General features: G+C 70.6%; 23 protein-coding genes and 2 pseudogenes. 12 read left to right on the top strand and 13 right to left on the bottom strand.

What is annotated here, in order from left to right:
* On the top strand, positions 1 to 864 hold the full coding sequence (locus M8C17_RS04605; protein WP_252415114.1) for a diacylglycerol kinase family protein: 864 nt from the start codon (positions 1 to 3) through the stop codon (positions 862 to 864).
* Here M8C17_RS04605 and M8C17_RS04600 read toward each other — a convergent pair.
* The 3 genes from M8C17_RS04600 to M8C17_RS04590 form a co-directional block, all read right to left on the bottom strand.
* Positions 861 to 1,454, bottom strand: a complete 594-nt coding sequence (locus M8C17_RS04600; protein ID WP_252415113.1) for a TetR/AcrR family transcriptional regulator — start codon at positions 1,452 to 1,454, stop codon at positions 861 to 863. The two genes, M8C17_RS04605 and M8C17_RS04600, sit on opposite strands and share 4 nt — an antisense overlap.
* A gap of 75 nt (positions 1,455 to 1,529) precedes the next feature.
* Complete coding sequence (locus M8C17_RS04595) at positions 1,530 to 2,081, bottom strand: YciI family protein (protein ID WP_252415112.1); 552 nt, start codon at positions 2,079 to 2,081, stop codon at positions 1,530 to 1,532.
* A 56-nt stretch (positions 2,082 to 2,137) separates the two neighbouring features.
* Positions 2,138 to 3,184, bottom strand: a complete 1,047-nt coding sequence (locus M8C17_RS04590) for a fatty acid desaturase (protein WP_374557576.1) — start codon at positions 3,182 to 3,184, stop codon at positions 2,138 to 2,140.
* A 248-nt stretch (positions 3,185 to 3,432) separates the two neighbouring features.
* Between M8C17_RS04590 and M8C17_RS04585 the strand changes: the two genes are divergently transcribed.
* On the top strand, positions 3,433 to 4,344 hold the full coding sequence (locus M8C17_RS04585) for a helix-turn-helix domain-containing GNAT family N-acetyltransferase (protein ID WP_252415110.1): 912 nt from the start codon (positions 3,433 to 3,435) through the stop codon (positions 4,342 to 4,344).
* A 40-nt stretch (positions 4,345 to 4,384) separates the two neighbouring features.
* Here the strand turns inward: M8C17_RS04585 and M8C17_RS04580 are convergent, their stop codons facing one another.
* The gene (locus M8C17_RS04580) at positions 4,385 to 5,293 is read right to left on the bottom strand and encodes a DUF2336 domain-containing protein (RefSeq protein ID WP_252415109.1); all 909 of its coding nucleotides are present in this window, start codon (positions 5,291 to 5,293) and stop codon (positions 4,385 to 4,387) included.
* Between the two features lie 70 nt (positions 5,294 to 5,363).
* Positions 5,364 to 5,747 (bottom strand): DoxX family protein, encoded by a 384-nt coding sequence (locus M8C17_RS04575; protein WP_252415108.1) that lies wholly within the window; start codon positions 5,745 to 5,747, stop codon positions 5,364 to 5,366.
* 233 nt (positions 5,748 to 5,980) lie between these two features.
* On the opposite strand from M8C17_RS04575, the gene M8C17_RS04570 reads away from it, so the two are divergent.
* The 4 genes from M8C17_RS04570 (at position 5,981) to M8C17_RS04555 (ending at position 10,032) form a co-directional block, all read left to right on the top strand.
* The gene (locus M8C17_RS04570) at positions 5,981 to 6,871 is read left to right on the top strand and encodes an RNA polymerase sigma-70 factor (RefSeq protein ID WP_252415107.1); all 891 of its coding nucleotides are present in this window, start codon (positions 5,981 to 5,983) and stop codon (positions 6,869 to 6,871) included.
* A gap of 130 nt (positions 6,872 to 7,001) precedes the next feature.
* Positions 7,002 to 7,799: an SAM-dependent methyltransferase gene (locus tag M8C17_RS04565; protein ID WP_252415106.1), complete on the top strand. Its 798-nt coding sequence runs from the start codon at positions 7,002 to 7,004 to the stop codon at positions 7,797 to 7,799.
* Positions 7,800 to 7,932: 133 nt separating this feature from the next.
* Positions 7,933 to 9,084 (top strand): GTPase HflX, encoded by a 1,152-nt coding sequence (gene hflX / locus M8C17_RS04560; protein WP_252415105.1) that lies wholly within the window; start codon positions 7,933 to 7,935, stop codon positions 9,082 to 9,084.
* A 108-nt stretch (positions 9,085 to 9,192) separates the two neighbouring features.
* The gene (locus tag M8C17_RS04555; RefSeq protein WP_252415104.1) at positions 9,193 to 10,032 is read left to right on the top strand and encodes an SDR family oxidoreductase; all 840 of its coding nucleotides are present in this window, start codon (positions 9,193 to 9,195) and stop codon (positions 10,030 to 10,032) included.
* Here M8C17_RS04555 and M8C17_RS04550 read toward each other — a convergent pair.
* Positions 9,981 to 10,832, bottom strand: a complete 852-nt coding sequence (locus M8C17_RS04550; protein WP_252415103.1) for a cytochrome c oxidase assembly protein — start codon at positions 10,830 to 10,832, stop codon at positions 9,981 to 9,983. The genes M8C17_RS04555 and M8C17_RS04550 overlap by 52 nt on opposite strands.
* Positions 10,832 to 11,389, bottom strand: coding sequence for a DUF2243 domain-containing protein (locus tag M8C17_RS04545; RefSeq protein ID WP_252415102.1), 558 nt, complete (start codon positions 11,387 to 11,389; stop codon positions 10,832 to 10,834). The genes M8C17_RS04550 and M8C17_RS04545 overlap by 1 nt, the downstream gene beginning before the upstream one ends.
* A 179-nt stretch (positions 11,390 to 11,568) precedes the next feature.
* Here M8C17_RS04545 and M8C17_RS04540 point away from each other — a divergent pair, with 179 nt between their 5' ends.
* Positions 11,569 to 11,973 carry a ChaB family protein gene (locus M8C17_RS04540; RefSeq protein ID WP_252415101.1) on the top strand — a complete coding sequence of 135 codons (405 nt, stop codon included), beginning with the start codon at positions 11,569 to 11,571 and terminating at the stop codon, positions 11,971 to 11,973.
* 20 nt (positions 11,974 to 11,993) lie between these two features.
* On the opposite strand, the gene M8C17_RS04535 is transcribed toward M8C17_RS04540, so the two are convergent.
* The 3 genes from M8C17_RS04535 to M8C17_RS04525 all read right to left on the bottom strand — a co-directional run bounded on the left by M8C17_RS04535 (position 11,994) and on the right by M8C17_RS04525 (position 15,218).
* Positions 11,994 to 12,452, bottom strand: a complete 459-nt coding sequence (locus M8C17_RS04535) for a hypothetical protein (RefSeq protein WP_252415100.1) — start codon at positions 12,450 to 12,452, stop codon at positions 11,994 to 11,996.
* Positions 12,453 to 12,455: 3 nt separating this feature from the next.
* Positions 12,456 to 14,891: a molybdopterin oxidoreductase family protein gene (locus M8C17_RS04530; RefSeq protein ID WP_252415099.1), complete on the bottom strand. Its 2,436-nt coding sequence runs from the start codon at positions 14,889 to 14,891 to the stop codon at positions 12,456 to 12,458.
* 141 nt (positions 14,892 to 15,032) lie between these two features.
* Complete coding sequence (locus M8C17_RS04525) at positions 15,033 to 15,218, bottom strand: ribonuclease (protein WP_252415098.1); 186 nt, start codon at positions 15,216 to 15,218, stop codon at positions 15,033 to 15,035.
* Positions 15,219 to 15,490: 272 nt separating this feature from the next.
* Between M8C17_RS04525 and M8C17_RS04520 the strand changes: the two genes are divergently transcribed.
* From M8C17_RS04520 to M8C17_RS04515, 3 genes and pseudogenes are all read left to right on the top strand, one after another.
* Positions 15,491 to 15,877, top strand: a complete 387-nt coding sequence (locus tag M8C17_RS04520) for an STAS domain-containing protein (RefSeq protein ID WP_252415097.1) — start codon at positions 15,491 to 15,493, stop codon at positions 15,875 to 15,877.
* Positions 15,816 to 16,271, top strand: a pseudogene (locus tag M8C17_RS32265) (STAS domain-containing protein); the annotation flags it as partial. The gene M8C17_RS04520 and the pseudogene M8C17_RS32265, both read left to right, overlap by 62 nt.
* A gap of 358 nt (positions 16,272 to 16,629) precedes the next feature.
* Positions 16,630 to 16,788 carry a hypothetical protein gene (locus M8C17_RS04515; protein ID WP_252415096.1) on the top strand — a complete coding sequence of 53 codons (159 nt, stop codon included), beginning with the start codon at positions 16,630 to 16,632 and terminating at the stop codon, positions 16,786 to 16,788.
* 51 nt (positions 16,789 to 16,839) lie between these two features.
* On the opposite strand, the gene M8C17_RS04510 is transcribed toward M8C17_RS04515, so the two are convergent.
* Positions 16,840 to 17,247 carry a four-helix bundle copper-binding protein gene (locus tag M8C17_RS04510; protein ID WP_252415095.1) on the bottom strand — a complete coding sequence of 136 codons (408 nt, stop codon included), beginning with the start codon at positions 17,245 to 17,247 and terminating at the stop codon, positions 16,840 to 16,842.
* A 112-nt stretch (positions 17,248 to 17,359) separates the two neighbouring features.
* Positions 17,360 to 17,944: a hypothetical protein gene (locus tag M8C17_RS04505; protein WP_252415094.1), complete on the bottom strand. Its 585-nt coding sequence runs from the start codon at positions 17,942 to 17,944 to the stop codon at positions 17,360 to 17,362.
* Positions 17,945 to 18,191: 247 nt separating this feature from the next.
* Between M8C17_RS04505 and M8C17_RS04500 the strand changes: the two genes are divergently transcribed.
* Both M8C17_RS04500 and M8C17_RS04495 read left to right on the top strand, forming a co-directional pair.
* Entirely contained in the window at positions 18,192 to 19,109 is a 918-nt protein-coding gene (locus M8C17_RS04500; protein ID WP_252415093.1) for a manganese catalase family protein, read from the top strand.
* Between the two features lie 275 nt (positions 19,110 to 19,384).
* On the top strand, positions 19,385 to 21,049 hold the full coding sequence (locus M8C17_RS04495; protein ID WP_252415092.1) for a right-handed parallel beta-helix repeat-containing protein: 1,665 nt from the start codon (positions 19,385 to 19,387) through the stop codon (positions 21,047 to 21,049).
* Positions 21,050 to 21,069: 20 nt separating this feature from the next.
* Here the strand turns inward: M8C17_RS04495 and M8C17_RS04490 are convergent.
* Positions 21,070 to 21,418: pseudogene (locus tag M8C17_RS04490) on the bottom strand (glutamine synthetase); the annotation flags it as partial.

Below are 21,418 nucleotides of genomic sequence, written 5' to 3'. Positions count from 1 at the left end.
GTGCGGTCCTTCGCCGTGATCCTCGGTCCCACCGCGCGCCGAGGGCTGTCCCGCCTGATGCCGGTGGCCCATCTGCTCCGCGCCGCCGGCGCCCGCCTACGGGTCGAATACACGCAGACAGCCGAGCAGGCCCGGCAGCGCGCCACGGCGGCGGTGCACTCCGGTGAGGTCGTCGTGGCCGCCGGAGGCGACGGCACCATCCGGCTGCTCGCCGGCGTGGTCGCCGACACCGGCGGTCTGCTCGGCGTCATTCCCGCCGGTCGCGGCAACGACTTCGCCCGGCAGCTCGGGTTGCCGCACTCCCCCGAGGCGGTCGCCGAGCTGCTCCTGCACGGGCAGCCACGGCATCTCGACGTGCTCCAAGTCGCGGGGCGGACCATCGTCGGCAGCGTCTACGTCGGTGTCGACGCGGCGGCCAACGAACTGGCCAACCGTTCACGTCTGCCCGCCGCGCTGGTGTATCCCACCGCCGGCCTGCGGGCGCTGCTGCGCTGGCCGCGCACCCGGTACACCATCACCGTGGACGGCCGGACGGAGCAGAGGCACGCCTACACGGTGGTCGTCGCCAACTGCGGGTACTACGGCGGCGGCCTGTGGGTCGCCCCGGCGGCGCAGCCCGACGACGGGACCCTGGACGTCGTGGTGATCGGCCACAAGCCGAAGGCGCTGTTCCCGATGGCGCTGCGGCAGATGCGCACCGGCCGGCACGTACGCCGCGGGCACGTCTTCTCCTACCGGGGTACGTCGGTCACCGTCGGCGCCGACCGCACGATGACCGTGTACGGCGACGGCGATCCCGTGGGCCGGACCGGCGAGGTACACGTGGGCATCCGCCCGCGGGCGCTGCGGGTCATCGCGGGCTAGTCCGGTCGCAGGTAGCCGTCGACCAACAGGGCCAGCTCCCGGTCGAACCGGGCCACCGGCACGTCGTCGGCCACCGTGCGGACGGACAACACGAAGGACTGCGTGGTCAGAAAGACCGCGCGGGCCATGAGCTCGGGCTCGCCCGGCCGGATCGAGTGGTCCTCGTGACCGCCGGCCAGCGCCGCCGCGAGGAACTGGAGCATCTCGTCCTGGCCGTTGCCGCGCCGGTGGAGAAGGTACGGGAGCAGCACCTCGGGATCGACGTCGCGGATCTTGCACAGCAGCGGATGGTCCCGTAGCTCCCGCGCCACCGCCACCACGCGCGACACGAGGCGGGACCGAGCCGTGCCACCCGTCTCGGTGTCCGCGGCGGCCATCAACACCTGATGCCACTCCCGGTTCATCAGGTCGCCGATCAGGGACTGCACGTCCGGCCAGCGCCGGTAGACGGTCATCCGCGACACGCCGGCGCGGCGCGCCACGTCCGTCATCGTCGTGCGGCGTACGCCGTAGGCCAGTACGCAGTCCCGGGCGGCGTCGAGAACCGCGTCGTCGACACTGCGCTCGCCGGACTGGCTCACCTCCACCACGCGGACTGTCTATCACAGGGGCGGTGCGACCCCGCCGCAGATGTGTCCCCGACGGCCACCCGGGGCCGTCCGGGGTCATGACGGCCGGCCGCCGAACGCCCAGTTGTGCACCTCCATCTCGGCGTACCCGTCCGCGGTCAGGACCGCGCGCGCCCCGGCCGGGTCCGGGGCCCGGAGCAGCGCCGCCGTACCCAGCCAGGTGGCGCCGTCGTCGGACAGCAGCGGGCCGTACGCGATCAGCTCGTCCCGGGCGGGTGGCACGGCGAGATCGACGGCCTGTCCCGCGCCGAGACCGAGCACCAGGTACCGGTTGCCGTCGGTCCGGCCTCCGGCGAAGTCCCACATGGTGCGGCCCAGCGTGTTACGCCATCGGCGCAGCAGCACGTCCCGGTACACGCCGGCCTGGTAGTTGGGCTCGTCGAAGGCGAACGCGCGGGCGGCCGCCGGATCGGGCAAATCGACGATGTGCAGGCTGCCGGTGGGCGTGCCACCGTCGTCGGCGAAGGTCGGGCCACGCGCGATCATTTCCGCCGCGTACCGGTCCATGTACGACCAGTGCTCTTGCAGCAGTTCGTCGCGCAGTGCCACGGAACCGTGCCGGTCGCGGTGGTAGCAGAGGAACTCCATGCCCCCAGTCTCGACGTGTGCCGGCCGTCGATGGAGGCCGGCTCCGCCGCGGCGGCTCAGCGCGTTGCGGCACCGGTACGAGGTTCGGGGGCTCCGATGTCCTGCAGGTGGCGCAGGCCCTCCGCCCAGGAGCGTCCCAGACTGGTTTCGTGGTAGCCGATCTCGCGCTCGGCGCAGAACCGCTGGATCAGTGGCCGGGCGCGGCGCAGGTTGGGGCACGGCATGCTCGGGAAGAGGTGGTGTTCGATCTGGTAGTTCAGGCCACCCAGTACGGCGTCGAGGAACCACCCACCCCGGACGTTGCGGGAGGTGAGCACCTGCCGGCGCAGGTAGTCGAGGTCGTCGTCGGTGCCGAGGATCGGCATGCCCTTGTGGTTGGGGGCGAAGGAGCAGCCGAGGTAGAGGCCCAGCAGGCCCTGGTTGACGACGATGAACGCGATCGCCTGTGCGGGGCTCAGGACCAGGAACACGGCGGCGAGGTAGCCGCCCAGGTGCAGGGCCAGCAGCCCGGCTTCGACGGGTCGACGCGCGAGGCGACGTGGGCTGAGGACGGCCCGCAGGCTGATGGCGTGCAGGTGCAGGCCCTCCAGCAGGAGCAGCGGGAAGAAGAGATACGCCTGGTGGCGGACGAACAGGGCGCCCAGGCCGCGCCGTCGCCGGGCCTGTTCGGTGGTGAACGACAAGGGCGCCACGGTGATGTCCGGGTCCTTGCCCTCGGTGTTCGGGTGGGCGTGGTGCCGGTTGTGCTTGTCCACCCACCACCCGTAGCTGATCCCGGTGAGCAGGTTGCCGTGTACGACGCCGATCAGGTCGTTCACCCGGCGCGAGCGGGCGATCTGCCGGTGGCCGGCGTCGTGGCCGACGAACCCGGCCTGCGCGATGACCACCGCGAGGGCGACCGCCACCGCGAGCTGCCACCACGACTCGCCCAGCCGGACGAAGACGACCCACAGGCCGGCGAAGGAGCCGACGACGAGGCCGATCCGCAGCGCGTAGTAGGCCGGCCGCCGCTCGAGCAGACCCGCTGCGCGGATCTGTCGGGACAGGTCGGCGTAGTCGCTGCCCCGCTGGCGGTCGGTGCCGAGACTGGTGTCGCTCACGATGCAGCTCCCGCTGGTCCCTGGCCGCCGGGTCTCTCGGCGGCGTCGGCTCGACCAGCCGGTCAGGCGGGCCATGAGCTGTGAAGCCTGTGCTGCGTGCTGGATTGGGGCCGCCTCGCGGCGGCCCGCCGCCTCAGATTACGCCGCGAATGGGCGGTTGGCAGGGCACTGGATCCGTTGCCCCATCGGTCTTCGCTTCTGACCGGATGATTTCTGGCGCCGGCGCTACATGCCTGACTAAAGTCAGCTATATGGGACCTGAGCTCGTCGCCGCGGTGCGGCGCTTCAACCGGACGGTCACGCAGCGGGTGGGGGCACTCGACGACGAGTACATGGCCTCCGGACGCCCCCTCGCGCAGGCGCGACTGCTGTGGGAGATCAGCCCCGCCGGCGCCGAGGTCGCCGCGCTACGGGCCCGCCTCGGTCTGGACTCCGGCTACCTCAGCCGACTGCTGCGCGCCTTGGAGAACGACGGGCTCGTCACCGTCGCACCGGCCGACCAGGTCGGCTGCGACGCGCGGGTCCGGGTCGCCGCGCTCACCGAAGCCGGCCGCGCGGAGTGGGCCGCACTGGACGAGCGCTCCGACGAGTTCGCCTCGTCGATCCTCACGCCACTGAGCGAACAGAGCCGCGAACAGCTCGTCGAGGCGATGGCCCAGGTCGAGCGGCTGCTCGTCGCGTCGATGGTCGTCATCGAGCCCTGCCCGCCGGGCGACCCCCGCGCCCGGGCGTGCGTACGCGCCTACGCGCGGGACATCGCCCGGCGGTTCGACGGTGGATTCGATCCGGCGCTGAGCAAGCCCGTCCACGACGAGGAACTCGTCCCGCCCGCCGGCGTGTTCCTCCTCGCCACCCTCAACTCCGAGCCCGTCGGCTGCGGCGCGGTCAAACTCCACCCCGACGCACCCGCCGAGATCAAGCGGGTCTGGGTGGCGGACACCGTGCGCGGGCTCGGCATCGGCCGGCGGATGCTGTGTGACCTGGAGCGGTACGCCCACGAACGGGGCTGGACCACCGTCCGGCTGGACACGAACCGGAGCCTCACCGAGGCGATCGCGATGTACCGCTCGACCGGTTACCGGGAGATCGAGCCGTACAACGACGAGCACTTCGCGCACCACTGGTTCGAGAAGGACCTGACCGCCGGCGCGGGTGCTGCATGAGCCGTGCCGCCCCGTGAAGGAGTCAGGGTGGGCGGTGGCGTCAGCGCGCGGCGCCACCCGGTCGGCCCGGGCCGCTCCCGGGGCGCCGGTGACCGACGCGTGGAGCCCGTACCACCGGGGAACTGCCGGACCCGGGGCGGAAGTCCCGCGCCGCGCTGGCCACCATGTCGTCGGGGTCGCGCTCCAGGGCCCGCCGGATGTGCGCCGGGACGACCTCGGACTTGGCCATCGCCACTCGGACCTGCACCGAGCGGTCGTCGACGAGCCGCTCCAGATCCGCCTCGTCCAACTCGAGCGCACGGACCAGTGCGACACGGACGTCGACCACCGGGTCCTGGGCAAGGGCGCTGCGCTGCTCGGCGGTGGTCCGCGGGTTGCGGGCGACCCCCTTGCGGACACGGACGGTGCGGTCGGCCAGCAGGGCGGTGATCACGTCGGGCTCGTGGGTGTGGCTGGCGAGTCGTTCCCGTACCTCGGGTGACACGTCGTCGACCAGCCTGGCGGCCAGGTCGGGCTCCAAATCCCGCATCTCGGCCAGGAGACCGCGAAGCTCCTTGTCGGGTGCCTCTGACATCACCCGGCGCACGGACTCGTCGCAGGCCGGGTTGCTGGCGACCGCCCAGCGAACCCACCGGTCGGCGTCCTTGACGAGACGCAGGAGGTTGGCGACCGAGGTCGAGGGGTTCTTCGCCACGGCCTCCCGGACGTGACGGTCAGGGTCCCGGGTCAGCGGCCGCAGTGCCTGTGCCGGTGCGTCGGTCCGGGACGCGACCGCCTTGCGGACCGCCGGCGACGGGTCGGACGACAGGTCGAAGAGGGTCATCTGTGGCGTTGCCGGATCCTGCGCGAGGGCGAGCCGTGCGTCGGCGCCGCCACCGATCTCCCGGTAGGCGGTGGAACCTGACCCGTTGTGACGGTCGGGCCCGCCGACGTCCTGCTGCTTTCCCATGGGCGCAATCATGTCACGGGCTGGCGTGGCCACCGCGAGCCTGACCAGCGGTGGCACGCCCGAGGGTCGGTCAGCCGGTGAAGGCCTCAGGTCCGAACCGGCCCCAGGCGACGTAGGCGGCCAGGCAGAGGTACAGCAGGTTCAGCACGATGAACCGGGCGTCGCCGGCACGGAGATGGGCGATCATCGCGCCGACCATCAGCAGCACCCAGCAGACGGCGGTCACCGGCACCAGCACCGGTGCGATGTCGAGCGCGGCCGGCAGGATCAGGCCGGCCGCGGCCAGGAGTTCGAGGACCCCGAGGGTCTTGACGAAGCCGACGCTGGCGTGTGCCGTCCATCCCCCGCCGGGGGCCTCGGCCAGCTTCTCCTTGGGCACGAAGGTCTTGCTGATGCCACCGAGCAGGGCGACGGCGGCCAGCAGTCCGGCAGCGGTCCACAGAGCGAGGTTCACCTGGTTCTCCCTACGACGTGTTGGCGACGCTGGCCCGGAACCAGGGCCGCGATCGGACTCGCACAGAAGATGTCGCCGCCTCGATCCCTGTGACAGCTCCGCCAGGTGACGCCCGCCACACAGGGCCCGGTGTCACAGAATCTGGTGGACCGGTGTCTGCTGAGCGACGGTCGCGATCGAGGAGACAGGAGCCATCCATGGCCAGCCACATTCCGGATGCCGGGAGCGCGGCCATGAGCGCCGATCGCCCTCAGGAACCCACCGAAGCGTTCGTCACCCACCGCAACCTGCTCTTCACCGTCGCGTACGAGATGCTCGGCTCGGCCGCCGACGCTGAGGACGTCCTCCAGGAGACCTGGCTGAGGTGGGCGGACGTCGACCTCGACACGGTGCGGGACCAGCGCGCCTACCTGGTACGGATCGTCACCCGCCAGTCCCTCAACCGGCTGCGGACGCTCGGCCGCCGCAAGGAGTCCTACGTCGGCTCCTGGCTGCCCGAGCCGCTGTTGACCACGCCCGACGTCGCCGACGACGTCGAGTTGGCCGAGAACGTGTCGATGGCGATGCTGCTGGTGCTGGAGACGCTCGCCCCGACCGAGCGGGCGGTGTTCGTACTGCGCGAGGTGTTCGACCTGTCCTACGACGAGATCGCCGAAGCGGTCGACAAGAGCCGGGCGGCGGTCCGCCAGATCGCCCGGCGGGCACGGGTCCACGTCGCCGCGCGCCGGCCGCGTGCGGCCGTTTCCCCAGCCGAGACCCGACGTGCGCTGGAGGCGTTCCAGCGGGCGGTGCAGACCGGCGACATGCAGGGCCTGCTGGACATCCTCGCGCCGGACGTCGTGCTCCTGGGTGACGGCGGTGGTGTCAAACAGGCGATCCTGCGGCCCGTCGCGGGGGCCGACAAGGTAGCCCGACTGCTGGCCACCCGGCAGGTCAGGATCGCGGCCATGTCGATACAGCCGGCCCAGGTCAACGGCTACCCGGCACTGGTCCTCCGGCTCGACGGCGAGATCGACACCGTCCTGGCGCTGCGTATGGACGACGGCCTCATCACCGGCCTCTACGCCGTGCGCAACCCCGCGAAGCTGTCGCACATGCGGTGCGCGACCAGCCTGCGCCGCTGAGTAGCCCGGGCTGAGCCGGCAAGAGCCGATCGGGCCCGGGCGGTCCGTCGACAGTGGATGCCACGGGTACGATGCCGGTCATACCGCAGCAATGATCCACACCGATCACCCTCCTCGATGGGAGCCTGGCATGGCCGGCCCGGATTCCGAACTCGCCGCGAAACTCCAGCCCGAGGTGCCGCACGCGGCACGGATCTGGAACTACTGGATGGGCGGCAAGGACAACTTCCAGTCCGACCGGGCAGCCGGTGACGGCGTCGCCGAGGTCTACCCGGAGATCGTCGTCATGGCGCAGCAGTCCCGCCGGTTCCTGGTGCGGGCCGTACGCTTCCTGGCCGCAGAGGCGGGCATCCGCCAGTTCCTGGACATCGGCACCGGCCTGCCCACCATGCAGAACACCCACGCGGTCGCCCAGGAGATCGCGCCCGAGTCGCGCATCGTCTACGTGGACAACGACCCGATGGTGCTCGTGCACGCCCGGGCGCTGCTGGCCAACACGACGTCCCAGGGCGTCACCAACTACGTGCCCGCCGACTACCACGACCCGGAGAAGATCCTCACCGCGGCGGCGGAGACGTTGGACTTCCGCCAGCCCATCGCCGTCATGTACATGGGCGTGATGGGCTACGAGCCTGACCTGGACGTCGTGCGCTCGATCGTCCACCAGACGATGAACGCCACCACGTCCGGCAGCCACCTCGTGCTGTGGGACGGCACCGACACCAGCCCGGCGGTGGTCTCCGGTGCCGCGCGGCTGGCGGAGAGCGGAGGCGTTCCGTACATCCTGCGCAGCCCGCAGGATCTGGCCAGCTGCTTCGAAGGGCTGACGATGGTGGAGCCCGGGCTGGTGCCGATCCCGCTGTGGCGTCCGGACGAGCCCGACGCGCAGGGGATCGACGCGTACGGCGCGGTGGCTCGCAAGCCCTGATCCGCGCCGTACCCGCACCTCACGACCTCGCTGTTCACCGCGGACCCTCCAGCTCGGGTCCCGACGGACGACCGTCGGCATGTCCGATCGCCCTTCGGGTAGGTGGAGGCACCGAGACGAGGTGAGGTGGACGATGGCCGGTTCGTGGTTGTTGGGCTCCGGGGTCGGCACGCCAGGAGAGCGCCCGACGGCGGTGCTGGTGGCGGTGCGTCAGGAGGACGGGTCGGGCGACAGCGGGCCCGGCACCGACACCTCGCTGGCCGAGCTGCGCCGGTTGGCCGACACCGACGGTCTGACGGTCGCCGACGCGGTGGTACAGAACCGCAGCAGGCCCGATTCCGCCACCTATGTCGGCTCTGGGAAGGTCGACGAGCTGGCCGAGCTGGCCGAACGCGCGCACGCGGACGTGGTGATCGCCGACGGCGAGCTCTCCCCCGGGCAGGTGCGCAACCTGGAGGAGCGGGTCGGAGTCCGGGTCGTCGACCGCACCGCGCTGATCCTCGACATCTTCGCCGAGCACGCGCGTACCAGCGAGGGTCGGGTGCAGGTGGAGCTGGCGCAGATCGCGTACCAGTTGCCCCGGTTGCGGGGCGACGGCCGGGGGATGTCCCGGGTTGGTGGCGGCCGGATGGCCGGCGGCGCCGGGATGGGTGTGCGGGGCCCCGGTGAGATGCGGTTGGAGACCCAGCGGCGGACGCTGCGCCAGCGGGCCACCCGGCTGCGGCGCAGCGCCTCCGAGCTGGCGCGGAGGCGCGAGCGGACCCGAGGTCGACGCGCCCGCAACCAGGTGCCCTCGGTGTCGATCACCGGCTACACCAACGCCGGCAAGTCGGCCCTGCTGAACCGGCTCACCGGCGCGGACGCGCAGGTGCAGGACGTGCTGTTCGCCACCCTCGACCCGACCGTGCGCCGGATCAGCACCGGCCAGCTCACCTACACGGTCGTCGACACCGTCGGCTTCGTCCGTCACCTGCCCCACCAACTGGTGGACGCGTTCCGCTCGACGCTGGAGGAGGTGACCCGTAGCGACCTGACGATGCACGTGGTCGACGCCTCCGCCCCGGACGCCCTCGACCAGATCACCACCGTCCACGGGGTGCTGCACGAGATCGGCGCCGGCGAGGTTCCCGAGCTGCTGGTGCTCAACAAGATCGACGTAGCGCCGCCGGAGTCGGTGCTCGCGCTGCAACGCGTCTACCCGGACGCGGTCGCGGTCTCGGCGCTGACCGGCGCCGGCATCGACGACCTGCGGGCCGTGCTGGCGGCCCGGTTGACGGCCCGGTGACCCACGTCCGGCCCGTCGACGTCCGCTGAACGCTCAACTCGGGCAATCATCACTTTGAGGGCGTTTTCGGCCCATCCTCGAACTACCGTGATGAGCGGAGGTGGGTCCATGACGAGACCGGAACAGCAGCAACAGCCGCCGGGGCGCACCAACGCCATGGACCCCCAGCCTGACCACGGCGAGGAGTCCTACCGCGGCTCGGGACGGTTGGCCGACAAGGCGGCGGTCATCACCGGAGCGGACAGCGGCATCGGACGGGCGGTGGCCATCGCGTACGCCCGTGAGGGCGCCGACGTCCTGATCAGCTACCTCGACGAGGACGACGACGCGCGCGAGACGGCCCGCTGGGTGGAGCAGGCGGGCCGTCGAAGCGTCCTGATGCCGGGCGACGTGGCCGACCCGGCGCACTGCCGGGCGATCATCGACCGGGCGGTGCAGGAGTTCGGGCGCGTCGACGTGCTGGTCAACAACGCCGCCTTCCAGATGACACACGAAACGCTGGAGGAGATCCCCGACGAGGAGTGGGACCGCACCCTGGCGATCAACATCAGTGCGTTCTTCCACCTGGCCAAGGCGGCCGTACCGCACATGCGCCCCGGCGCCTCGATCATCGGCACCACGTCGGTCAACTCCGACAGCCCCAACCCCCAACTGCTGCCGTACGACGCCACCAAGGCCGGTATCGCCAACATGGCCGCCGCTCTGGCGCAGTTGCTGGCGGCCAGAGGCATCCGCGCCAACAGCGTGGCGCCCGGGCCTGTGTGGACACCCCTCATACCGAGCACGATGCCGCCGGAGCAGGTGAAGAGCTTCGGCACACAGGTGCCGTTGGGGCGGCCGGCCCAACCGGCGGAACTGGCTCCGGTGTACGTCATGCTCGCCTCCGACGAGGCCAGCTACGTCTCCGGCGCCCGCATCGCCGTCACCGGCGGACGCCCGATCCTTTGAACCTGCGGCGGAGTCCGCCGCTCCGGGCGCCAGGTCGCGACGAGGGCGGCTGCGAGAAGGAGTTCGGCGATGTCACCGCCGTAGTACATGATCTCCGCGCCGCCCTGGACCTGACGGATCGGGGCGTGGATGTCGATCCAGAACCCGCCGTACATCAGCTGTGAGACGACGGAGTGGCCGGCGATGGCGCAGCCGAGATAGACGAGGCGGGTCGGGACCCCCGAACGCGCGGGTGCCGGGTCCGGCCCGGCGATGACGTAGGCGAACAGGCAGCCGGAGAGCAGGAAGTGCGCGTGCAACAGCCAGTGCAGGGTGGAGTCGGCCGAGATGGCGTTGTACAGCGGGGTGAAGTAGAGCGGCGCGAGGCTGCCGGTGGACAGCAGCAGGGCCGTCGCCGGATGGGCCAGCAGCACCACCGGTCGGCTGTGCAGGACGGCGGTCACCTGCCGGCCACGGCGTGGGGCAACGGTGCGCAGCAGCAGCGTGACCGGGGCGCCCAGGACGAGGGCGAGCGGGGCGTACATGCCGATGAGCACGTGCTGTGCCATGTGGCCGCGGAAGTCGGTGTGGGCGAGGGACGCGATCGGCGGCAGGAGCGCGGTCGCCAGCAGGGTGAGCCCCGTGATGAAGCTGGCCGTCCGCCACGGGCTCCAGCCCTGCACGGGGTTACGGCGGCGGGCCCGGTGGGCGAGCTGCAGATAGATCTCGGCACACACGAGCAGTGCCAGAGCGGGCAGGAGCAGTTGAACGGCACTGCTGCCCGCTCCGTGCTCGTGCGGGGAGCTCACGAGCTGATCCATCAGGGGCGCCGTCCACGCTCCCGCGTGGTGGCGGTCTCGGGATCGAAGGCCCGTCCGCTGCGCTGGAGAAGGTATCCACCGGCGAGCAGCAGCGCGCCCAGTGCGAGGAAGCCGAGATCCCACCACAGCTGGTAGGGGCCGCCGTGCACGTGGTGGATGCCCAGGATGTGATGGTCCAGCACGCCTTCGACGAGATTGAACAGACCCCAACCGGCCAGCACCCAGCCCCACAGCACCCGCGACGTCCACACCCGACGCCGGTGGTGGGTGACCCGGGAGTAGAGGATCGCAAGGCCCACGAGCACGGAGAGCCAGCAGACGGTGTGGAAGACGCCGTCCCACACCGTGTTCATCTCCAGCCCGGAAACGGTCCTGGGGTCGTAGTACGCCACTCCGACGTTGTCCGTGTTCGTGCTGCTGAGCAGGTGGTGCCACTGCAGGAGCTGATGCAGCAGGATGCCGTCGACGAACCCGCCGAGGCCCACGCCCAGCACGACTCCCGGCAACCGGATCGTCGCCGGCATGTCACCGGCCCGGGCCTCGCCTACGACCGCCATGTCTCTCTCCATCGCCTCGGTGCTGTGTTCCTCCGCCGGTTCCCTCAGGGCGCTGCCGAAAACACGTTCACATAGGTGGCGCATCGACCACTCTGGACCGATCCTGATCGCCGCCGCCCGACGTTTCGCAGCCCGGGCGGTAGGGCACTTCCTCGGGGACGTCTGTGAAGGGAGCGATGATGCCAGCGCGTGAGGACATGCCGAGCACCCTGAAGCGGTCGCCGAAGAAGGCGCAGGAGACGTACGTCAAGGCGCACGATTCGGCGGTCGACTCCTACGGCGAAGGCGAGCGTGCCCACCGGACGGCGTTCTCGGCCGTCAAGCACTCCTTCGAGAAGGTGGGCGACCACTGGGAGCCCAAGGCCGGCGGCAGGAGGGGCCCGAGCGACAAGAAGGCAGCCGGCGGGCGCGGATCGGCGGGCAGAACGGCCGGTGGGGTGGATGCGAACGCCAGCAAGGAACACCTGATGGATGTGGCGAAGAGGCTCAACATCCGCGGCCGGTCGAAGATGAACAAGGCCGACCTGGTCGACGCCATCCAGAAGGCGAACAGCAGCAGCACCCGCAAGGCGGGCCGCAGCTAGCTCCCCGGCGGGACGGCCGTTCAGTCGGCGACCACGAGGGCCTGCGGAGCGGACTGTTTCATCCTGGTACGCAGCCACTTCAGCTGCATTGCCGTCTCGGCCTCGCACCGCTTGACGACGGCCAGCAGGGCCTCGTCGCGAGCGCCGTAGGCGGCCTGGCCGACGACGGTCCAGGCGATGTCGCACTCGGCGGCCATCAGGTACAGGTCCTGCAGATCACGCAGGAGGCCGATGCCGCCGGTGCGGGTGCCGGAGAACAGTTGCGAGTGCAGTCGGTCGGGTTCGTCGGGGGCGTCCTCGGAATAGCGGACGGCGAACGGGTGCAACTGTTCGGCGTGCGCGTCGCAGCGCTTCGCCTGCTGCTGGCAGAGGTGGTGGACGTCGGGTTCCTCGGCGTGCGCGTCGGCGACCTGCCGGAACGCGTCGGCCAGGTTGACCTGCGCCCGGTGCAGCAGGCCGAGGTAGTGGGCGAGATTCACGGCTCATTCCTTCCCGCTGGTGGCCTCGGCCGGTGGCCCACCGACGGTTGTCGGCACCCCGGCTTCGGAGAGCGGGGCGCTGCCGCCGACCGTCGGCGCCGGTGCCGCTACGCCGCCGCTGTCGGCGAGTTTCGTCACCGCCACGGCGGCGACCTTGAAGAGGGGCTGCTTGGAGACCGGGTCCCAGGCGGTGATGGTCAGCTCGTTGGCGGCGCGGGGAGTGTGATCGGTCGGATCCTGGTCGAAGTAGCCGTAGTGGAACGGCACGAAGACGACGCCCGGACGGATGCCGCTGATCCGCGCCCTGGCCTGGATGCCACCGCGTGCGGAGGCGATGCCGACCAGGTCGCCCTCGGCGATGCCGAGCCGCTCGGCGTCGTCCGGGTTGAGTTCCACCCAGACGTCGGGGGCGGCGGTGTTGAGCTGTGGTGCGCGGCCGGTCTTGGTGCGGGTGTGGAACTGGTAGACGGTCCGGCCGGTGGTGAGCAGCATCGGGTGGTCCTCGTCGGGCACCTCCGGGGAGGGCTGGTAGTCGACGGAGTGCAGGAACGCACGCCCCTTCGGCTCCTTCGCGCGGTATTCCGGCTCGGTGAACTCGGCGCCCGTGGCCAGGTCCTGACCGTAGGTCTCGCAGTAGTCCGGGTCGGTGGGAAAGACCCCGTCGGTGTAGAGGCGCTCGGTGCCGTCGGGGTGCTCGTCGGTGCAGGGCCACTGGACGCCGGAGCCGCCACGCAGCTTGGCGTAGGTGATGCCGGTGTAGTCGCAGGGCCGGCCACGGCTGCACTCCTTCCACGCCTCGAACACCTCCTCAGGCCCGGTCCACGGGATCAGCGGCTGGCCGTCGCGGTCGCGGAAGTCCATCCGGCGGGCGTAGTCGAGGAAGATGTCCAGGTCGGGCTTCGCCTCGCCGGGTGGGTCGACGGCCTTGTCGGAGATGTGCACGGTGCGGTCGACGCTGGTGAACGTGCCCGTCTTCTCCCCCCAGGTGGCGCCGGGCAGCACCACGTCGGCCAGCTCGGCGGTCTCGGTCAGGAAGAGGTCCTGCACGACGACGAACAGCTCCGGTTGCTGGAGGATCCGGCGGATGCGCGACAGGTCGGGCAGCGACACGGCCGGGTTGGTGGCGCTGATCCAGAGCAGCTTGATCGAACCCTGCTCGGCGTACCGGAAGAGCTGCATGGCGTGCGTCGGCGGCGCCCAGTGCGGGATCGTGTCGACCTCGACGTTCCAGAGCCGGGCCAGTTCTTCGATGTGCGCGGTGTTCTCCCAGTTGCGCAGACCGGGCAGGTCACCGTCGGCGCCGGTCTCGCGGGTGTTCTGCGCTGTCGGCTGACCGTTCATCTGGTAGATCCCGGCACCGGGACGGCCGATCATGCCTCGGATCAGATGCAGGTTGTTGACGCCGCAGGCGGCGGCGGTGGCCTGGTTGGACTGGTAGAAGCCCTGCAGCACCGTCGACAGCAGCCGCCGCGAGGTGCCGAGCAGCTCGGCGGCCCGCTCCACGTCGGCGGCCGGCACGTCACAGATGTCGGCGACCCGGTCGGGCGGGTAGCCGTCGACGGTGCGGCACAACTCCTCGAAGCCGAGGGTGTGTGCCTCGACGTAGTCGCGGTCGTACCAGCCGCGCCGGATGATCTCGCGGAGCAGGCCGTTCATCAGGGCCATGTTGGTGCCGTTGCGCACGGCCAGGTGCAGGTCGGCCTCCCTCGCGACCGGGGTGGCCCGCGGGTCCACGGCGAGCATCGTCGGCGGGTTCGGGCCGCGCCGCCGGTCCAGCATCCGCATCCACAGCACCGTCTGCGTTTCGGCGACGTTGTGCCCCCACAGCGCGATCGCGTCGCAGTGGTCCACGTCGGTGTACGAGCCGGGCTGCCCGTCGGCGCCGAAACTCGCCTTCAGCGCCGCCGCCGCCGTCGCCGTGCACAGCCGCGTGTTCCCGTCCATGTGGGGAGTGCCCAACCCGGCCTTACCGATCACGCCGAGGGTGTAGTACTCCTCCAGGAACAACTGACCGGTCGTGTAGAAGCCGAAGTGACCCCACCCGCCCGGACCGTCCAGCAACTCCTTCGACCGGGCGACGATCCGACCCATCGCCGTGTCCCAGTCCGTCTCGACCAGACGGTCACCCTCGCGCACCAGCGGACGGGTCAGCCGGTCGGGGCTGTTGTTGGCCTGCCAGCCGTACAGGTCCTTCGGGTCGACCCGCCCTCGGTTGATCCGGTCCACCGCCCGGCCCCGCACCCCGACGATCCGGCCGTCGGCGACCGCGATGTCCATCGCGTCGCCGTTGGAGTGCAGCACCGACGCCGACTGCACCCACCGGTCCACGTCCGCGTCACCTCGCCCGCCGTCGAGGAACCGGTCCACCCGCACCGGCCACTCCTCGCCCGGGCCGTACGGGGTCCGCTCGCCCCACGGATCGGCGATCCGGTCAACCACGAGGGCCTCCTTCGGCCGCAGCCGGCTCCCCCGCCCTCGCTCTCACGCCACCCTCGGCTCATCGCCCATGAAAAGACGATCCCAGCCACCGGCGGTGACCCTGGGACAGTGGTCGAAACGAGTGACGGGTGATCCCGGCACCTACTCCTCCGGGACGCCCGGACCAACCTCGCCGCGCCTCAGGTGCTCGGCGTTGCGGTCGGCTTCGCTGTCGGCGTTCGCGGCTCCGGCGCCCGGGTCCGTCGTCTGGCGCCCCTCGGCGTCCTGGTACAACTCGCCGCGCTCGAGCGCTCTCTCCTGCTGCCGGCTCTGCTCAGGTGTGGTCACGACTGTCCGTCTACCCTGCGGGCCCGCGACGCAAACGGTCCGGTAGTGGGCAGGTGGGTGCGGACCGGGGCGCCACACCGCTCAAGATCCAAATGCCCTTATCGGCAGCTCAGGGTAGTGTCGTGCCCAGGGTCAAGACATGCGCCCGGGGTCCTCCCGACCGAGTTCGTCTCGCCGGAGACCCACCCAAGCCGCCGATGGCTGCCGGAGGTGTCATGTCAACTGCCCGCCCCGTCGCCGCGCGACCTCGCATCGCTGCCAGCGACCCCATCATGTCCCTCTCACTGAGCACCACCGAATCCGCCAGGTGGATCACCGTCTGCGGCGAGGTCGACATGAGCAACGCACACCTGCTCGTCGAACTCGTCGAGCACCTGGTCGATCTACAGCCGTCCCGCCTCGTCCTGGACCTGTCCGAGGTGACCTTCTTCGGCGCGCACGGGGTCAGTGCGCTGCTCCAGGCGCAGAGCACGGCCACTCGTGGTGGCGTGCCCCTGACGCTCACGCCACCCTCCCCGTGCGTGGCGTACATCCTCGCGGTGACCGACGCCCTCGGTGAGTTCGAGGTGCCGCCGAACGACGGGGTCGACCAGCGACATGCCCACGACCGCCGCCAGCCGGCCGGCGCTCTCGCCCGGATCAGAGCGGGCATCGCCTGAACCGCCCCTTAACGCAGAACGGATGTCCGCTTCACACGGAGACGCCATGATCGAAAACTTCCCCATCCGTCACCGCCAGCCCCTGACGGCACCCGCACCAACGCCGATCATGTCGCTGGCGCTCGGCGACCTCCCGGATGAGGGTGGCCGGGCGAGACTGATCGCGGTCGCCGGCGAGATCGACATGAGCAACACCCACCTCCTCGTCGCGTTCGTGAACCTGGCCACCGAGCACCAACCAACCCAGGTGATGCTGGACCTCTCGGGGGTCACCTTCTTCGGCGCCGACGGCGTACGGGCTCTGCAGAAGGCCGAGGATTTGGTCACCAGAACCGGCGGGCGGCTCACGATCCGCGACATCACACCCGGCGTCCGTTTCGTCCTCGCGGCGACCGGGCTCGGCACCCGATTCCTCGAAGCCGCGTCGACCCCGGCAACCACACCCGTCCGACAGCCCCCGCCCTCCGCCGCCGGCCCCGGTGTCCCGACGGCCCGTCGCCACAGGCAGCAGGCAGGGGGCCCGGTCACGCGGGCCGCGGCTCGTATGCGACTGAACGCGGCCACTGCACTGATTCGTCGCCACACGGCGACTGGAACCGGGCGGCCGGGGATCCCGGGCAGGAACAGCCGTAGAACGGGGTCGTCCAACGCGCTCACCGGCAGGGCACCGTTTGTGCGCGGCCGACCCGGGAACGCGTCGGGTGGAGTGGCGCGTGGAGCCGCCCGCGCCACGGCACCACGGGGAGGCCGACATGGGCGACCGGGAACAGCTGCACGACCTTCGCCAGCAGGCACACAACGCGGGCATCGAGGGCAACTCCAAGATGACCGAGCAGCAGCTGCGTGACGCGCTGCGAAGAGTCGGCAAGGGCGAAAAGCCGCAGATGGCCAAGAACCAGGCCAGGCGCTGACAACGCGGAACGGTGCCGGCACCCGTGGTGGTGCCGGCACCGTTCGCGATCTCAGCTGATCGTGGCCAGCAGGTCCCGGCATGCCTTCTCGCACGCCCGGCAGGATTCGGCGCAGATCCGGCAGTGCTCGTGCATGTCGGCGTGGCGGGCACACTCGTCCCCGCACGCCTTGCAGGCCGTGGCGCACGCTTCCAGGAGGCTGCGGCTGATGTTGGCGTCGTAACCGGTGTGCCGGGACAGGACCCGCGCCGTCGTCGTGCAGATGTCCGCGCAGTCCAGGTCCGTCCGGGTGCACTTGGTCAGTTCCGCGACCATGTCCTCGCTGAGACAGGCGTCGGCGCACGCGGTGCAGGCCTGGGCGCAGTCGTTGAGCGCATCGATGGCCGCCGCGAGCTTCGCCCGGTCCAGATTGATCGACTTCGGGTACGCGTCCAGCATCGGCTTGGTGGTGCTCGGCATCAGGGAGTCCCCTCTCTCGGTCCCTGCCGCCGTACCCGAACGCTCCTGACACACACTTCGCCGGGACCGACGACGGGCCTCTGCCCCCTGTCGCGGCAACCTGCGCGTGCGCTCAGTCCGGCAGCAGCCGCCGGAGCACCCCCTTGCCGGTCGCTCCCATCCGGTACGACTGGACGAGGTACGAGCCGCAGGCGATGTTCGCACCGGCCAGCACCGGCACCACGTACTGGGCCAGTCGCTGCCTCCGCTGCCAGGCGGCGATCTCGGACGGCGTCTCCGGCGTCGGCAGGGTCGCGTCGCGTACGTCCACCTTGTCACCGCGTTGATGCGCCTCCTCGGCGAGATGCCCGATCCTGCTGCCGCAGTAGGCGGAGTAGGCGGTGGCCGCGGCTCCCGCGACGGCGAGGCCGGCTTTCAGTGCCCCGACCCTCCCGAAGCCCTTCTGCAGGGCCATGCGTCGCCCACCCACGCGGGCCAGTTGTGCGCCGGCGATCAGGGTGGCGCCGATGCCGAGCCACTGGACCGGGCCGAACCGGCCCCACGCCGACTCGGCGACCCGGATGCGGTCGATGCCATCGCGCAGATCGCTGCCCGACTTGTTCACTCCGGCGACGCCCATCACCGTGCCCCCGAACCAGAGGGCGGAGCCGATGTCGTGCACCGCCTGGGCGACGGCGTGGTTGTCTGCGGCGGTCATCTGCATTCCGGGCTCCTCGACGGGCAGTAGTTTTACGGGTTTTGCTTCGCTTTAGTCCGATTCAAGCACCTTCGCCGTCTTCACACTCGCGGATGACGCCGCCAGGAAGGTCGCCGGCAGCCCGGTCACCCGGCTCATGTCCCAACGGTGGCCCTGATGGGCCAGAGGGGACCCGCACAGGCCAACGGGTCGGGTAGGTACCGCGCAAGGCACCCCCTACGACCGCAACACGTAGACGGAGGACGGCATGTTCCGCCATGACCCACACCTGCAGTTCCAAGCCAAGCCCGAGAAGCCCGATGCCCTGTTCGCCATGAAGCTGCAGGAAATCCTCGGCGGCCAGTTCGGTGAGATGACCGTGATGATGCAGTACCTGTGGCAGGGGTGGACCTGCCGTGTTCCCGGTAAGTACAAGGACATGATCATGGATATCGGGACCGAGGAGATCGGTCACGTCGAGATGCTGACCACGATGCTGGCCCGGCTGCTGGAAGGTGCACCCGCCGAGACCACGGAGAAGGCGGTCGCCGCGAACCCGGTGCTCGCCGCAGTGATCGGCGGCATGAACCCGCAGCACGCCATCGTCGGCGGCGGCGGCCCGCTGCCCCGCGACAGCCAGGGCGTGCCGTGGAACGCCGGCTACATCGTCGCCAGCGGAAACCTCGTCGCCGACTTCCGCTCCAACGTCGCCGCCGAGGCGCAGAGCCGTCTGCAGACGAGCCGGGTCATGAACATGACCGACGACCCCGGCGTGAAGGAGATGCTGCGGTTCAACCTGGCCCGCGACACCTACCACCAGCAGCAGTGGCTGCTCGGCATCGAACAGCTCATCGAGGACGGCTTCGCCGACCACGGCATCGAGAACTCCAACTTCGACGAGGAGAACAAGGACCACAACCACACCTTCTGGAGCTTCGGCGTCGGCAGCCAGGCCTGTGAGGGTCGCTGGGCGCAGGGGCCGAGCCTCATCGGCGGACCGGACCTCGACTGTCTCGCCGAACCGGCGGCACTGACCGACGACACCGCTCTGCCCCCGCCCCCGGACCCGAAGCTCTACGCCACGTACGACGGCTCCCGCGGCCCGGGTAAGCCGGGCAACGCCGCCGGAGCCCACGCCCAGGGGGTCACCAACGTCGTCAAGAAGGTCAAGGACGCCCTCGACTGACCGGGCGGCCCGGCCCGATCGGTTGCCCGGTGGTGGGTCGACGGTCGGCGGTGGTGGTCGTGACTCGTCGTCTGACTGGCTTCGCGCCCTCGGACGTGTCCGTCTGCTGCTGCCGACCCCGACCCGCCCGGCATCGCTGGCGTCCTCACCGATCTGGGCGTGGCGGGACGGCGGCCGACGTACCGTGACGACAAGCCCATGTCGCGGCGGACCCACGGCGGCGCGGCTACCTGTTCCCAGCCTGTTGGCCTGCCAACCACCCGAGGGAGATCCCCGTGCCAGGTCAGGCGACGTCGCCCGGGTACGGGGTGCGCACGCACGCCGTCGCCGGGGCGCCGTTGCTCTGCGACGCGCGGGAGCAGGGCCTCACCGGTGACGGCACGACCAACGACCAGCCGGCGCTCGCCGCGCTCGTCGATCGGCTCGGCGACGCGTTCGCCGCCGACGGACGCGCCCGGGTGATCTACTGCCCGCCCGGGGTGTACGCCATCCGCGACGCCGGAACGGTCTGGCGTAGCGGGGTGTCCCTGACGGGTGCGGGGCCGGGCGCCACCCGATTCATCCTGAGCAACGAGGGTGACCGCTCCACGCCGGTGCCGCTGGCCTTCCACACCGCTCAACTCCACGGAGCGAGCCCGGACCGGAACCTGGCCTACTGCACGTTCGCCGACTTCGAGATCGACGGATCGGGGGTGGCGTCGGCGGAGTACAACCCCCTGTCCAAGGGCCTGGGATTGCAGTACGTGACCGGGGGGCTGTTCCGGAACCTGTTCATCCACCACACCGCCGCCACGGGTTTCGGCTGCGACTTCCTCCAGGACACGCTGGTCCAGGCGATCCGGGTGCTGGAGTGCGGCCGGATGGACAACGGCCTGGAGATGGGTGGGGCCGGCATCGGAATCGGCATCGGCGGTTGGGGGCCGGTGGAGCGAGTGACCATCGCCAACTGCATGGCGGTCGGCAACGCGACCAACGGGATCTTCCTGGAGATGCAACACCCCGACCGGCCTCAACCACGCGGCATCCGGATCATGGGCTGTCACACGGAGGGGAACAGGTTCGGCATCTCCGACTGGGGCGCCGACGGGCTCATCGTCACCGGCTGCACCATGACGGCGAACCTGGAGGCCGGTTTCCAGGTGTCGGCGAAGGGCACCACCGGCGTCCCCGGCGAGGGTGGTTTGCTGACCGACTGCGTCATCGACGGAAACCTGCGCGACGGCGTGAGCATCGGCAACACCCGTGGCCCCTACACGGTGCGGGGCAACCGGATCACCGGCAACGGCCGCTACGGCTACCACCACCAGGACCTGGGCGACAGCGGTCAGGCGCCGGCCGAGGAGATCGTCCTCGAGAGCAACGACATCTGGGGCAACAGCCTCGACGGGATCCGCTTCGACCGGCCGCTGCGGGACACCGTGGTCATCAACAACCGGATCCGCAACAACGGCCGCCAGTGCGCTCCCGCCGCGGAGGGAAGCGGCGAGTCGGTCCGCTACAGCCAGAACACCGTCGTCGACCGGCAGGCGGCCTGGCCGGCCGACGGCCATCGCGGAAAGATCGTCCGGGTCGGCCAACGGTACGCCGTCGTGGCGGCCAACGACGCCAACACCCTCACCCTCGCTCCGCTGCGCCCCGGCGGTACCAGCGGCTGGAGCGCCGACACGCCCCTGCCGGGAACGCCGTACGAGCTACCGGCCGCGCCGGACGGGCGTGCCGGTATCACCGTCAACGCCGCCGCCGACTCGGTCACCATCCGGGGCAACCTGATCCGGGACAGCGGCTCGGGCACCCAGACGTACGGGATCTGGATCACCGAGCGGGGCAGCTGCGTCAACTGCCGCGTCGTCGAGAACGACCTCGACGGCAACGCGACGGCCATCCAGACCGACACCCCGGGCGTGGGCGGCTACTGGAGCGGCAACCACGGCAACGACTGACAGCGCGGCCCGTGCCCGAGTCAGCAGTCGTAGTAGAGGGTGAACTCGTGCGGGGTGGGGCGCAGGCGCACCGGGTCGACCTCGTTGGCCCGCTTCCAGTCGACCCAGGTGGAGATGAGGTCCGGGCCGAAGACGCCGCCGTCGAGCAGGTAGTCGTGGTCGACGGCGAGCGCGTCCAGGGCCTCGGCGAGGGAACCGGGGACCTGCTTGACGTCGCCCCACTCCTCTGGGGGGAGGTCGTAGAGGTCCTTGTCGATCGGCGTCGGGGGTTCGATTTTGCTCTTGATGCCGTCGAGGCCGGCCATCATCATCGCGGAGAAGGCGAGGTAGACGTTGGCCGAGGGGTCGGGGACGCGGAATTCGACGCGC

The organism is Micromonospora sp. RHAY321, assembly GCF_023896955.1.
Lineage (GTDB): Bacteria > Actinomycetota > Actinomycetes > Mycobacteriales > Micromonosporaceae > Micromonospora.
Note: the sequence above shows the minus strand (reverse complement) of the source record. Positions and strands in the feature narration are given on the sequence as shown.

What these genes read in the sequence shown, in the direction of transcription:
- M8C17_RS04595 (WP_252415112.1), bottom strand. Translation starts at nt 2,081, where the DNA reads ATGGAGTTCCTCTGCTACCACCGCGACCGGCACGGTTCCGTGGCACTG.
- M8C17_RS04585 (WP_252415110.1), top strand. Translation starts at nt 3,433, where the DNA reads ATGGGACCTGAGCTCGTCGCCGCGGTGCGGCGCTTCAACCGGACGGTC.
- M8C17_RS04580 (WP_252415109.1), bottom strand. Translation starts at nt 5,293, where the DNA reads ATGGGAAAGCAGCAGGACGTCGGCGGGCCCGACCGTCACAACGGGTCA.
- M8C17_RS04570 (WP_252415107.1), top strand. Translation starts at nt 5,981, where the DNA reads ATGAGCGCCGATCGCCCTCAGGAACCCACCGAAGCGTTCGTCACCCAC.
- M8C17_RS04565 (WP_252415106.1), top strand. Translation starts at nt 7,002, where the DNA reads ATGGCCGGCCCGGATTCCGAACTCGCCGCGAAACTCCAGCCCGAGGTG.
- hflX (WP_252415105.1), top strand. Translation starts at nt 7,933, where the DNA reads ATGGCCGGTTCGTGGTTGTTGGGCTCCGGGGTCGGCACGCCAGGAGAG.
- M8C17_RS04555 (WP_252415104.1), top strand. Translation starts at nt 9,193, where the DNA reads ATGACGAGACCGGAACAGCAGCAACAGCCGCCGGGGCGCACCAACGCC.
- M8C17_RS04550 (WP_252415103.1), bottom strand. Translation starts at nt 10,832, where the DNA reads ATGGATCAGCTCGTGAGCTCCCCGCACGAGCACGGAGCGGGCAGCAGT.
- M8C17_RS04545 (WP_252415102.1), bottom strand. Translation starts at nt 11,389, where the DNA reads ATGGCGGTCGTAGGCGAGGCCCGGGCCGGTGACATGCCGGCGACGATC.
- M8C17_RS04540 (WP_252415101.1), top strand. Translation starts at nt 11,569, where the DNA reads ATGCCAGCGCGTGAGGACATGCCGAGCACCCTGAAGCGGTCGCCGAAG.
- M8C17_RS04520 (WP_252415097.1), top strand. Translation starts at nt 15,491, where the DNA reads ATGTCCCTCTCACTGAGCACCACCGAATCCGCCAGGTGGATCACCGTC.
- M8C17_RS04515 (WP_252415096.1), top strand. Translation starts at nt 16,630, where the DNA reads ATGGGCGACCGGGAACAGCTGCACGACCTTCGCCAGCAGGCACACAAC.
- M8C17_RS04510 (WP_252415095.1), bottom strand. Translation starts at nt 17,247, where the DNA reads ATGCCGAGCACCACCAAGCCGATGCTGGACGCGTACCCGAAGTCGATC.
- M8C17_RS04505 (WP_252415094.1), bottom strand. Translation starts at nt 17,944, where the DNA reads ATGACCGCCGCAGACAACCACGCCGTCGCCCAGGCGGTGCACGACATC.
- M8C17_RS04500 (WP_252415093.1), top strand. Translation starts at nt 18,192, where the DNA reads ATGTTCCGCCATGACCCACACCTGCAGTTCCAAGCCAAGCCCGAGAAG.